Here is a 13,029-nt window from a genome sequence, read left to right as displayed (position 1 = left end):
CCCCTAATATAGCTTATTTCGAACAACTCGTCAAGAAATTAACTCCTAAATTCTGCATTTATCAAATCTTTACATTTATCGATAATTAGTTTGTTAATGAAAAAAGTAATAGAAAAGGTTAAACTATGTTGTATAACTAGGAAGAGGAGCAGAGCTAATGAAAACAGATATAGAAATTGCGCAACAAGCAACATTAAAGTCTATTGTTGAGATTGCTGAATCACTTAATTTAACCGCAGAAGACTATGAACCATATGGTTATACGAAAGCAAAGCTCTCCGATAAACTACTAGAGAAACGAAAAGATGAGCCAAATGGAAAAATAATACTCGTAACCTCTATTAATCCCACACCTGCTGGAGAAGGGAAGTCAACGGTTACAGTTGGATTAGGTCAAGCATTAAATAGGTTGGGTGAAAAGGCTGTTATTGCTCTACGCGAGCCATCACTTGGCCCTGTTGTGGGTCTGAAAGGAGGAGCAGCAGGGGGAGGTTACTCACAGGTACTTCCAATGGAAGAAATCAATCTCCATTTCACTAGTGATATCCATGCGATAACCAGTGCTAATAACTTGCTCTCTGCTGTAATCGACAATCATATTCATCGCGATAACCAATTACATATTGACCCGAGAAAAGTGGAATGGAAACGGGTAGTTGATATGAATGACCGATCTCTAAGACAGATAGTAATCGGACTAGGAGGAGCTACCCAAGGTGTCCCAAGAGAGGAAGGTTTCACAATAACAGCCGCATCTGAAATCATGGCGATTTTATGCCTAGCAGATAGCATTGAAGATTTGAAAGCACGACTCTCCAAAATTGTAATTGGCTATACTTATGATGATCAACCAGTTACAGTGAAAGATCTTGAGGTAGAAGGAGCGTTAACATTACTTCTCAAGGATGCGTTCAAACCAAATCTCGTACAAACGATTGAAAATACACCAGCGGTCATCCACGGAGGGCCTTTTGCAAATATTGCACATGGTTGTAATAGTATAATCGCTACCAAAACCGCTGCAAAGCTAGGTGATTATGTTGTGACCGAAGCTGGTTTTGGGGCGGATTTAGGTGCTGAAAAATTCCTTCATATAAAAACGCAAGCAGGTAATTTCCATCCCGATGCAATTGTTATTGTAGCAACTGTTAGAGCACTAAAAATGCATGGAGGCGTATCAAAGAAGGATTTAAACACGGAAAATATCGAAGCATTGAAAGCAGGAATGGAAAACCTAAATAAACATATTGATACAATTGAGCAATTTGGACTTCCATATGTAGTTGCTATTAATAAATTCCCAACGGATACAATTGCTGAAACAGACTTTATTGAGTCCTGGTGTCGTTCCAGAAATATCGATGTTGCATTAGCAGATGTATGGGCAAAAGGTGGTGCTGGCGGTATTGAACTAGCTAAAAAGGTTATGGCGAAAACAGCGACCCCTGAAGTGGAGTTTACGCGAATTTACGATTCTAACGAAACGTTAGAAACGAAAATTCGAAAAATAGCACAGAAAGTATATGGAGCTGATGATATAGAGTTATCACTAAAGGCAAAGAAACAAATTATTTTCTTTGAGCAGCAAGGGTGGGGCAATCTGCCAGTCTGTATGGCGAAAACACAATATTCATTATCTGATGATCCAACATTAGTCGGTAGACCACGTGGCTTCACGATTACTATACGGGAGTTAAAAGCTTCTATTGGTGCTGGTTTTATAGTCGTGTTAACTGGTGATGTAATGACAATGCCTGGATTACCTAAGACACCAGCTGCTTTAAACATGGATATGGATGCAAATGGGAAAATTACGGGGTTATCGTAATGAATAAGACAGACCAACTTGAAACGATTCGAGATTACGTATTCACATTGTTTCGCGAAGATGAAACAGGTCATGATTTTTTTCATATGCGTCGTGTTGCACGAATTGCCAGAAGGATTGCTGAAGCGGAGCAGGCTGATGTGTTTCTCTGTGAAGCGGCTGCTTGGTTACATGATGTTGGTGATACGAAGCTGTTTCCTAACCCAAATGAAACTGTAGAAAAAATGAATAATTTTTTAGCTTCCATTTCTTTAAACGAAGACCAAGTTCATGCAATTAATCATATCATTTCTGGAGTTTCTTTCAGCAAGGGGGATGCTATACCAGACACTTTAGAAGGTCGAATTGTTCAGGATGCTGACCGACTAGACGCAATTGGAGCAATTGGAATTGCTAGAACGTTCGCTTATGGCGGGGCTAATAAACAACTCCTATACCACCCAACTAATAAATCGAACTCAATTCAGCATTTCTATGATAAGCTTTTAAAGTTAAAAGATTTGATGCATACAGAAACAGCGAGGGCATTGGCAAAAGAGCGTCATCAATATATGGAAGCATTTCTTAAACAATTTTATCAAGAATGGTAAACGAACGATTTTTCAAGTAAATAATTTGTTTTATCCAATAATATCTTAACGCGCTTTATGTCTAGAATTATGTTAAGAAAGCAGCTACAATGAATTACTGTATAATAAAATCTGTTATAATGGTAACATTCAACGTTAATACCGTTACTACACGAGATATAGAGGTTAGGAGTGATAGCATGATAAAAGGTGAACAGGCCTACTTGGATCTGTGTCAACACATCCTTGATAATGGCAATAAAAAAGGAGACCGAACAAATACGGGGACGCACTCTGTTTTCGGACATCAAATGCGATTTGATTTAAGTGAAGGGTTTCCGTTATTAACAACAAAAAAAGTACCGTTTCGACTTGTTGCAAGTGAACTTCTCTGGTTTATAAAAGGAGATACAAATATCCGCTATTTATTGGAAAATAACAATAATATTTGGAATGAATGGGCCTTTGAAAAATGGATTCAAAGTGAAAAATACAACGGTCCAGACATGACAAATTTCGGAATCCGCAGTCAACAGGATGAAGAATTTAATCTGTTGTATCAGGAGCAGATGAATTTATTTAAGGAAAGAATTTGCAAAGATGAGGAATTTGCTAAGGAGTTCGGTGATCTCGGTTCTGTTTACGGAAAACAGTGGCGTAAATGGAAAACATCACGCAATGAAACGATTGATCAACTACAAGAAGTGATCGAGTCCATACGTCATAATCCTAACTCTAGGAGACATATTGTGTCTGCGTGGAACCCCGAGGATCTTCCAGAAATGGCACTACCGCCATGTCATACGTTATTCCAATTTTATGTTGCGGATGGAAAGCTGTCTTGTCAGCTGTATCAACGTAGTGCTGACGTATTCCTTGGCGTACCGTTTAACATTGCAAGTTATGCTTTATTAACACATTTAATTGCGCATGAATGTAACTTGGAAGTTGGAGAATTTGTACACACGCTCGGAGACGCACACATCTACTCAAACCATGTTGAACAAATACAAACACAGCTGAAGCGTGATGTGCGAGCATTTCCTACTTTAAAAATAAATCAAGAAAAATCATCCATCTTTGATTTTGAACTTACAGATTTTGAGATTGTAGATTACAATCCTCATCCAAGTATTAAAGCACCAATCGCAGTTTAATCATCGTAGTGGAGGGAAAGAAATGATTTCATTATTACTCGCAATGGATCGCAATCATGTTATCGGTCTGAACAATGAAATGCCATGGCATCTGCCAAAGGATTTACGTTTTTTTAAAGAAAAAACAACGGGTAATACGATTATTATGGGCAGAAAAACGTATGATTCCATGGGCGGCGCGTTACCAAATCGTGAGAACGTCGTATTAACTAAATCTAAAACCGATTTCCCGGATCATGTTAAAGTAATTGACCAGTTACAAACTGTAACCGAATGGAATACGAATAATCCGGAGAAAGAGTATTTCATTATTGGTGGTGGAAACATTTTTAACCAAGTAATTGATATAGCGGATCGCATGTATATTACTTGGATTGACGAAGCGTTTGATGGGGACACCTTTTTCCCTAAGTTTTCCGAGAATGATTGGGAATTAACTTCTAAAGTAAAAGGCGAGAAAAACGAAACAAACCCGTATGACTATTATTTCTTACAATACGATAGAAAATAGTAGAGCTTGTTTAATATGGGATAAAGAGGTAAAATATAGATAGAATTTGCTGTATTACAAATTCAGCTGTTTACATGACATAAATTTTGAGTATAGAGAAGGTGTACACATGTTAGCAAATATCGGGGTGCCTGGATTAATACTAATTGTTTTACTTGCATTAATTGTATTTGGTCCTAAGAAACTCCCGGAAATTGGTAAAGCTGCTGGACAGACATTACGTGAATTTAAGGATTCTACTCGCCATCTAACAGAAGGTGCGAAAGAAGAAATAAACGAAGTAAAGACAATTGTTCAAGGCGATAACAAAGAAGCTAAATAATTTTTCGGAGTGATACAAAATGTTAGGTAACATTGGGATTCCTGGTTTAATTCTAATACTTATTGTTGCATTAATCGTTTTTGGCCCGTCTAAATTACCTGAAATCGGCAGGGCATTTGGAAACTCTCTACGGGAATTTAAGAATGCTACACAGGGCATCGTAAACGATAAAGAACATAAAAACCAAGATAAAAACAGCTAATAGATTGGTAATGGAGGTGTAGGGACTATTCCTTACATCTTCTTTTGTGCTATAGATGGTAGGGAGTGATTTGAATGACAGAAGACCAGCAGCAAACAAATAATGAAAAGGATATGAATTTAGTAGGCCATTTATCTGAATTAAGAAATAGGCTCATTATAACAGCTGTTTTCTTCATTGCTTTTTTTATTGTTGGATTTATTTTTGTAGAAGATATTTATTCTTTTTTTCGTAATGATATAGATTTTGAATTAACCGTAATAAGTCCAACTGAAATTATTTGGATTTACTTTTCGATGGCAGGATTAGTTGCAATCATTGGAACGATTCCAGTTTTATCCTATGAAATTTGGGCGTTTATCAAGCCTGGATTGACACCATATGAGCGAAAAGCATCTTTATCCTATATTCCAGCTCTATTTTTACTTTTTATTGGTGGATTAGTCTTCGGATATATCGTATTTGTTAAATTGATTATGCCGTTTTTACTTTCACTAAACGATGGTATGTTTAATGTCATGTTTACGGTGGATCGCTATTTCAAATTCTTATTACGCGTAACAGTGCCGTTTGCGTTGCTATTTGAATTACCACTGATTACAATGTTCTTAACAACTTTAGGAGTGCTTACTCCTGATTTTCTATCCAAAAATAGAAAATATGCCTATTTTATTTTAATTGTAATTGGTGTATTAATTACACCACCAGATTTTGTTTTACAACTTGTAGTGGCTATTCCGTTAATCATTCTATATGAAATCAGTATTTATATGTCTAGAATCGTTTATCGAAAGAAGCAGCGGAAAAATGAAGCCTATATGCAAGAAAACAACATTTCGTAATGGGGGATTAGATGCGTTCTTTTTATCATTTCTTATTGACTTATCGTGGTAAAACGAGACCTGATGAAAAATCAAGACTTGCAGACTGGGCATTTAAAGATCATAATTTCCCTAAACAAGCTACTGATTATAATGATGTTAGTAACTATTTAGAATGGAACAGCCCCTTTCCAAATGCAGTAAATGTTTTTGATGAATTGTGGGAGATCTATCAATCCGATTAATAGATCCATATTTCTTACAGCATAGGAAACTATAAAATTTGAATGCTGTGGATAACTTGGTTACCTAAACAGCCACGTCCAGCTCCAGCGCCCAACGACTAGCGAGACTTCCTGCGGTCGCCGTGTTTCCTTTTTCTCCTACGTAGGAATGTTCGACCCCGTCGAACCACCCCAAAGTTCGGGGCGCAGTCCGTACGTCGCTAACCGGGCGCTTACGCTTTTGTTCCTTTACTTAACCTCTAGAAACGTTTCTAGGGGTTATTTATTAACTAATAAATTAAACAAACGTTTGATCAATTATTAGATAATTACATACATATTAAGAGGATCATCAATATTACAAATTCCGACTTATTTTTTTGATTTAAGATAAGAGTAGATAGAGTTTTTGTTGATTCCTGCGGTTTCCCAGGAAATATTTCTCCACAACATAATTTCGCCTACACATATTATTGTAGCTAAACGTAAACTAATCATAGAGGATCTTATGTTGAAAGGGGATAACCTATGTTACTTCCATCAAGGCAACAAAATCAACGACAGTTCAATCCACCGACAATAAACAGATCGATGCAGCAGCGTAGCATACAACCTAGCCAATTGAAGCCAACAACTAAAGTAGGGGGAAAAGGAGTCATGAGCGGTCTTACAAAGACTCTTGACGGTGTACAACAGGTTTTAAATATGGTTCAGACTAGTGCTCCGATTGTGCAAGAATATGGACCGATGATAAAAAACCTTCCTGCAATGTATCGAATGATAAAGGTTTTTAAAGAGATAGAAAAAAGTGAAGGCAAAGAAGAAGTCACAGAGACAGTAGAGCGTAAGCCAATTGATTCACAAAAAATGATGAAAAAAACAACTCCAGAGAGGCATGATACAAAGAGTGTTCCAAAACCAAAACTATATATATAACCTTTTTAAGTCGCCCCACTTGATTTTTCGATACAAAAAGGGAAAAATGAAGATAGGCTGTTTAATTTATAGTAGGGTAATCTAAATAAATAGCTACGATTTCTCATTAAAGCATAACAAAATTATAAGACCTAATAAAACTTATACTGGAGGAATTTCATGTCTACTAATTTAGAATTGGCAACATTTGCAGGAGGGTGCTTTTGGTGCATGGTAGAACCTTTCGATCAACGTCCTGGAGTTGAAAGTGTTATTTCTGGTTATACTGGAGGACATGTTGAAAACCCTACGTATGAACAAGTTTGCACAAATACGACAGGACATGTGGAAGCAGTACAAATAACCTTTGATCCCGATTATATGTCCTATGAAGAGCTACTAAACACGTTCTGGCAACAAATCGATCCAACAGATGCAGGAGGGCAATTCAATGATAGGGGAGAGTCCTACCAAACTGCAATCTTCTATCATAACGAAGTACAAAAGCAAATTGCCGAGAAGTCCAAGCAAGCGTTAGAAACAAGTGGGAAATTCTCTAAACCGATTGCTACGCAAATTCTTTCTGCTAAACCTTTCTATCGTGCAGAGGAAAGTCACCAGGATTATTACCAAAAGCAATCGTTCCACTATCGGTTATATAAAAAAGGATCAGGTAGGGAAGATTTTATAAAGGATAATTGGCAAGAGAAGTACGACAAAAACGAATTAAAGAAAAAACTAACACCAATCCAGTATCATGTAACACAAGAAAATGGGACAGAACGTCCTTTTCAAAATGAGTATTGGGATAATAACAAAGAAGGCATTTATGTTGATGTTATCTCTGGAAAAGCCCTTTTTTCCTCGAAAGATCAATATGATGCTGGCTGTGGTTGGCCGAGCTTTACGAAGCCGATAGATGCTTATCAATTAAAAGAAAACATGGATATGACGCATGGAATGGTACGAACGGAAATTAGGAGTAATAGCTCTGATTCTCATTTAGGACATGTTTTTGAAGACGGACCAGTAGATGCAGGTGGCTTGCGATATTGTATGAATTCTGCTGCAATGCGCTTCATTCCGAAAGAAGAAATGGCTGATAAAGGGTATAGAGAATATTTACATCTATTTAATTAACCATAATATTATTATGTAAACTAGAAAGAAGGAATTAAAATGATTCATTTAAACTGGGAAAATAGAGACACAGAGAAACAAATTGAATGTGTACATGCAGATGCGAAGAAGTTTATTGTACATCATAAGCTTACGCCAGGGAAAATTTATGATGTAAAAAATGAAACAGACGAATTTTACTTTATTATCGATAATAGTAATCGGATGGCAGGCTTTAGAAAAGATTATTTTAAAGAATTATAGAGCTAGAAAGGAACCATATCGATTCGGTTATTTTAGTGTAGATAGGCCGTCTAACATTCTATACTTGCATAAACTGTCACTAGGCATTTGCCAAATCATTGGGCGAATGCCTAGTTTTAATATGCTAAAACAGATTGATCTACAGAAGCGGTGTCTTTATTTTTTATATTTTCATTAAATTTTAGAATATATTGTTTTCTAATCCATCATTTAATGCTATAATTTATCTACTTATTCACAATCTCTGCAAGGCTAATAGAGTATCATACAAACTCAAAGGAATGATCAAACATGAAAAAAATTTATTTTGTCAGGCATTGTTCCGCTCACGGTCAACACAGGGATTCTCCCTTAACAAATGAAGGTATTAAACAAGCAAGAGAGCTTGCCAGTTTCTTCAAGGATTTAAATATTACGTTTGATCTTATTCTATCGAGCCCATACTTAAGGGCAATTGAAAGTATTAAGCCTTTTGCTGAATTGACTAATACAACGGTTCAAATTGATGAACGTTTAAAAGAACGGATTCTAAGTGAAGAACCTGCTGAAGACTGGATGGATGCACTAGAACAGTCTTTTTTGGATGAGCATTTTTCGTTGCCGGGTGGCGAGTCTGCACGACATTTATTACATCGATGTAATGGAGTTTTACAGCCTCTTTATAATGACGCTTCTATCAAACATGCTATCATCGTTAGTCACGGAAATTTATTGTCACATGTTTTTCATCAATTTGATCAGCGATTTGGTTTCAACCAGTGGAAAGAATTAAGAAATCCGGATGTCTATTTGTTGCATCTTGATGGCTCTAACAGCAAACTAGAATGTATTTGGAATTCGAATCAATTATAAATACAGATTCGCCAGCATTATCCCTAAACTATCTTCATAAATTTCTTGGAACTGCTCGATTGGTAGTGGGTTAACTCCTTCTCCCAGCTCTACTGTAAAGCCGGGCCTGCGAAACTCTTGAATAAACCAATCCTTATATCCTGCATAACTATCAACATATTGAATGGGGGTATAGCCACTGACTCTTTCATACTCATTTACAATCTCCGCAGATTCAGGTGGCTCTAATCCTTCAAATCCCCAAAAAATAACTTTTCCCTGTGTATGAAAAGCGTTCATGCGTATAAAGTTTCGTTCTTCAGCTAAATTTGCCATCGCAATTGCTTCTGGTTCTGTTAATGGAGATGTCCCTGGAAAATCTCTAGGCTGTGGAGTAGTCGGTTTTCTTTCCGCCTCAATCTCCCATAGAGCAGGATACTGATTATTTAAATCAACTCCATTAATATTTGCTTTCCACCCTGAAAAATCCTCATTTTGCTCATTTATCGCTAAAACCGAATCACTGTAATCGCCAGCAGCAGATGCGCCATTTATGACGAGATTCACTCCATCTGGATTAACCATCGGTACAACGGAAAGTTGAGTTTCTTCGTACAAGGGTAACATTGCTTGCTCTCTGATTAGAAGTCCGGTTGTAAGAGATAAAGCGTATTGGTTAATAAACCTCATGATAATTGGAGTCGTAATCCATTCATTTGCATGAAATGAACCGTTTATATGAACTTCATTTGGTCCAGCACCAATTTGCAGTTCGGTAATATCTTTTCCCATTACGGAGTTCCCTGCAGATCGTTCCATAATAAATGGGTAAATAGATAATAGTTCTTTAATATCTTCTACCATTTTTTCATACGTATAATCCGTTATATCATCAACTATTAATTCAGTTACTCTTTGCGGAATCTGAATAGCTTGCCCAACCTGAAGTTGCATTGGATCAACGCCTGAATTTGTTAGTTCTATCATATCTAAAGGTATATTATTTTCTATCGCAAGCGTCGAAAATGAATCATTCACATCAATGGTATAGTTTTCTCGTAAATAGCCTGGGATTTTGATTTCCTGCCCAATCTGAAGTTGTAACCCATTCATTCCTGGATTGGATGTTTCAAGCAGGATTAGTGGAATGTTAAATAATTGGCTATAGTACCAAAGCGAATCGCCTGAACGTACCGTGATTTCCATTTGCTTTCTCCTTTCCATCATGAATATTACATCATATGTTTCATAATAAGAATGATGAATCTTTTATTTTTTTTAGAAAATGCGTTATAATAGTTCAATATACATTTAATACTTCATCATTGTGTACGAAGGAGGAGATTTGCTTGGCATTTGTAATTACATCACCTTGTAAAGCGGAAAAAGCAGGAGAATGCGTTGAAGTATGCCCTGTTGATTGTATAGAAGAAGGCGAAGATATGTTTTACATTGACCCTGATATTTGCATTGATTGCGGAGCATGCGAGGCTGTTTGTCCGGTAGAAGCAATTTTTATCGAAGACGAAGTTCCAGAAGAGGAAACGCCCTTTATTGCATTAAACCGCGCATTCTTTGAAGACAGATAATAGAGTAGAAAGCCACTTACCAATAAGGTAGGAGGCTTTTTATTTTGTAAAGCTAACTATGAAATCCTGTTTTTATCCTGTGTTACACAATGTTTAGTAATGTTGTACTAAATTTTCCTGTATTGGTAATAATGATGCTATCTAAACAGATAGGAGAGAGGCAGATTGGTTAAGCCAACGTTACCACAGTTTCCTGAACCTATATGGCGTGAAAGTCTATCATTACCGAAATTCCCTAAATTGAATGATTCCATTAAAACGGATGTAGCCATTATTGGAGGAGGCATTACAGGAATAACAGCAGCATATTTACTTTCGAAACAGAATCTTAAGGTAGCATTACTTGATGCAGGTTCGATTTTAAATGGAACTACTGGACATACTACTGCGAAAATAACAGCACAGCATGGCCTTATCTATGATGAATTAATCCAACATTTTGGTCTGGAAAAAGCATCGCTTTATTACCATGCAGCTGAAGAGGCAAAACAGTTTATTGAAGAGGTAGTAAGGAAGAAGGGGATTGAATGCAGCCTTCGTACAGAGGATGCTTATCTTTACACGAATAATGACACGTATGTGGAAAAAATAGAAAAAGAAAAGGACGCTTATGACAAATTAAAAATAAATAGCAAGCTAATGGATACGATACCACTTAGTATTCCAGTAAAAGCTGCACTTGTTATGCAGGCTCAAGCACAATTCCATCCATTAAACTATCTAAATGCATTAGTGGAAGAGAGCTTGCAGGAGTCTGTAACTGTTTATGAAAATACAACGGCTGTAGATATTGAATATAATAAGCATCCTAGTGTTATAACAAGGGATGGACATCGAGTAACTTGTCGATATGTTATTGTAGCTTCTCATTTCCCTTTTTATGACCGGGAAAGCTTTTATTTTACCCGCATGTTCTCTGAAAGGTCTTACCTCATCGCAGGAATGGTGCCAAACGATTTTTCTGGAGGAATGTATATTAATGCAGAGTCTCCAACACGCTCTATTAGATCTGTAAAGTTGCATGATGATAAGGAATTTTTGCTTATTGGAGGAGAAAATCATAAAACAGGTCAAGGCGAGTCTACGATTGCGCATTATGAAGCATTGCAGAAATTTGCTAACGTACACTTTCAGCTCGATAAAATTGACTATAGGTGGTCAGCACAAGACTTAACAACCTTGGATAAAGTTCCTTATATTGGACCAACGATGAAAGATGAGGATGCAGTACTAGTTGCTACGGGCTATCGTAAATGGGGGATGACGAATGGAACGATCGCAGCTAAGATACTGTCAGATACCATCTTGCGTAAAGAAAATCCATATGCAGACCTATTTAAACCATCAAGGTTTCAAGCGGACCCTTCTGTAAAGAAGTTTATGCAAGTTAATGCCGATGTAGCAAAACATTTGCTAAAAGGAAAGCTAGAATTTACGAAAGATACGGTTAACGATCTTAAAACTGATGATGCAACAGTTACCCGGATCGACGGTAATCGTGTTGGTGTTTATAAAGACGAGAATAGCAAGCTTCATATGGTGGACACAACTTGTACACATTTAGGCTGTGAAGTAGAATGGAACTCCGGCGAACGTTCATGGGATTGTCCTTGTCACGGATCACGTTTTTCTTACACGGGCGAGGTTTTAGACGGACCTGCCAAAAAACCTTTGAAACGAATAAAAAATTAAATTGTACCAATTAAAAACATGGCCATTATAGAAGTGACCATGTTTTTAATTGGTTTCTAACTATAATGGTAATTTGTAATAAAATGGACGAATTCTTTTTCTATCGATAGTCCATGCTTGCAAATGATATACATACAGGAAGTAGGGACGTCTATAAAATCGATTGGAACTTCTAAGATTCTTCCTTCCATTAGTTCGCGTTTAATAATCGATTTAGGCAGAAAGCTGATGCCAATACCTTCCATTACAAATCGTTTGGTGGCATGTGTTTGATTTACTTTCATCATTCGTAAAGTTGGCATTAACTGTTTGAGTTGTTCTTTAATATTTCCCCAATAGCTCGGATGATTATCCGTGAATAGAATATTATTCTCTAATAATTCTTTTGCATCGATTACTGGTCCAATTTCCGAATCATAGCCATCATGATTGCAAACTAGACTAATAGGTTCTTCATGAAACTTAATTGATTGGACATCTGACAATCCAGGAATACAGGATAACCCAATATCAACTTCTCCATTTTCGATTAATGAAGATATCTCAAGCGATTCTACAACCTGAATCGATACTTCTACATACGGATTTTCATCTATGTACGCGCGTAATATGCTCGGTAAAATGGTCTCTGTAAACATAGGAGACATAGCAATGCGAATTGTTCGCTGAAATCCTTGTTTATAACGATTAATCGCCTCCATGCTTTTATCAAATTGAGAAATAATCTCCTGTGCTTCCCGGTAAAATAACCTTCCAAATTCAGTGAGTTTTATATTTCTACCATTTTTAATAAACAGCTTTTCTCCAAGTTCTTTTTCTAAGATTCTCATTTTCGATGTGATTGCAGGCTGAGTCATAAATAATTTTTCTGCAACGATTCTAAAGTTTTCAACCTCTGCAGCCATTAAAAATGTTTGCAGTGTTCGTTGGTCGATCGTAATCACCTCATTAATAAAAATTATTTATTATTATACTAAAAAAGTTA

Annotated in this window: 16 protein-coding genes; 14 read left to right on the top strand and 2 right to left on the bottom strand. The window is 36.7% G+C overall.

Going from position 1 to position 13,029, the window contains the following annotated elements; all coding sequences use genetic code 11:
- The first annotated feature begins 157 nt into the window (after positions 1-157).
- The 12 genes from F1560_RS07725 (at position 158) to F1560_RS07670 (ending at position 8,784) form a co-directional block, all read left to right on the top strand.
- Entirely contained in the window at positions 158-1,828 is a 1,671-nt protein-coding gene (locus F1560_RS07725; RefSeq protein ID WP_149474058.1) for a formate--tetrahydrofolate ligase, read from the top strand.
- Complete coding sequence (locus F1560_RS07720; protein ID WP_149474057.1) at positions 1,828-2,418, top strand: HD domain-containing protein; 591 nt, start codon at positions 1,828-1,830, stop codon at positions 2,416-2,418. Before F1560_RS07725 ends, F1560_RS07720 begins: the two co-directional genes overlap by 1 nt.
- 179 nt (positions 2,419-2,597) lie before the next feature.
- Complete coding sequence (locus F1560_RS07715; RefSeq protein WP_149474056.1) at positions 2,598-3,554, top strand: thymidylate synthase; 957 nt, start codon at positions 2,598-2,600, stop codon at positions 3,552-3,554.
- Positions 3,555-3,576: 22 nt separating this feature from the next.
- Positions 3,577-4,065, top strand: coding sequence for a dihydrofolate reductase (locus tag F1560_RS07710; RefSeq protein WP_149474055.1), 489 nt, complete (start codon positions 3,577-3,579; stop codon positions 4,063-4,065).
- A gap of 109 nt (positions 4,066-4,174) precedes the next feature.
- Complete coding sequence (gene tatA, locus F1560_RS07705) at positions 4,175-4,387, top strand: twin-arginine translocase TatA/TatE family subunit (RefSeq protein WP_149474054.1); 213 nt, start codon at positions 4,175-4,177, stop codon at positions 4,385-4,387.
- 19 nt (positions 4,388-4,406) lie between these two features.
- Positions 4,407-4,589 (top strand): twin-arginine translocase TatA/TatE family subunit, encoded by a 183-nt coding sequence (gene tatA / locus F1560_RS07700; protein WP_149474053.1) that lies wholly within the window; start codon positions 4,407-4,409, stop codon positions 4,587-4,589.
- Positions 4,590-4,663: 74 nt separating this feature from the next.
- Positions 4,664-5,431: a twin-arginine translocase subunit TatC gene (tatC, locus tag F1560_RS07695; protein ID WP_149474052.1), complete on the top strand. Its 768-nt coding sequence runs from the start codon at positions 4,664-4,666 to the stop codon at positions 5,429-5,431.
- 11 nt (positions 5,432-5,442) lie between these two features.
- A complete protein-coding gene (locus F1560_RS07690; RefSeq protein ID WP_149474051.1) occupies positions 5,443-5,655 on the top strand; it encodes a YozE family protein in 213 nt (70 codons plus the stop codon).
- A gap of 507 nt (positions 5,656-6,162) precedes the next feature.
- Positions 6,163-6,570 carry a VrrA/YqfQ family protein gene (gene vrrA / locus F1560_RS07685; RefSeq protein ID WP_149474050.1) on the top strand — a complete coding sequence of 136 codons (408 nt, stop codon included), beginning with the start codon at positions 6,163-6,165 and terminating at the stop codon, positions 6,568-6,570.
- 159 nt (positions 6,571-6,729) lie between these two features.
- A complete protein-coding gene (gene msrA / locus F1560_RS07680) occupies positions 6,730-7,689 on the top strand; it encodes a peptide-methionine (S)-S-oxide reductase MsrA (RefSeq protein WP_149474049.1) in 960 nt (319 codons plus the stop codon).
- A 39-nt stretch (positions 7,690-7,728) separates the two neighbouring features.
- Positions 7,729-7,932, top strand: coding sequence for a DUF6501 family protein (locus F1560_RS07675; protein WP_149474048.1), 204 nt, complete (start codon positions 7,729-7,731; stop codon positions 7,930-7,932).
- Between the two features lie 291 nt (positions 7,933-8,223).
- Entirely contained in the window at positions 8,224-8,784 is a 561-nt protein-coding gene (locus F1560_RS07670) for a histidine phosphatase family protein (RefSeq protein WP_149474047.1), read from the top strand.
- Here the strand turns inward: F1560_RS07670 and F1560_RS07665 are convergent.
- The gene (locus F1560_RS07665) at positions 8,779-9,969 is read right to left on the bottom strand and encodes a M14 family metallopeptidase (RefSeq protein WP_149474046.1); all 1,191 of its coding nucleotides are present in this window, start codon (positions 9,967-9,969) and stop codon (positions 8,779-8,781) included. The two genes, F1560_RS07670 and F1560_RS07665, sit on opposite strands and share 6 nt — an antisense overlap.
- A gap of 143 nt (positions 9,970-10,112) precedes the next feature.
- Between F1560_RS07665 and F1560_RS07660 the strand changes: the two genes are divergently transcribed.
- Positions 10,113-10,352, top strand: a complete 240-nt coding sequence (locus tag F1560_RS07660; RefSeq protein ID WP_149474045.1) for a ferredoxin family protein — start codon at positions 10,113-10,115, stop codon at positions 10,350-10,352.
- A 165-nt stretch (positions 10,353-10,517) separates the two neighbouring features.
- Positions 10,518-12,044, top strand: coding sequence for an FAD-dependent oxidoreductase (locus tag F1560_RS07655; RefSeq protein ID WP_149474044.1), 1,527 nt, complete (start codon positions 10,518-10,520; stop codon positions 12,042-12,044).
- Positions 12,045-12,100: 56 nt separating this feature from the next.
- Here F1560_RS07655 and F1560_RS07650 read toward each other — a convergent pair whose 3' ends face one another.
- Entirely contained in the window at positions 12,101-12,988 is an 888-nt protein-coding gene (locus tag F1560_RS07650; RefSeq protein WP_187773658.1) for a LysR family transcriptional regulator, read from the bottom strand.
- Positions 12,989-13,029 lie beyond the last annotated feature (41 nt).

It is taken from the genome of Oceanobacillus polygoni, assembly GCF_008304605.1.
GTDB lineage: Bacteria > Bacillota > Bacilli > Bacillales > Amphibacillaceae > Oceanobacillus > Oceanobacillus polygoni.
Note: the sequence above shows the minus strand (reverse complement) of the source record. Positions and strands in the feature narration are given on the sequence as shown.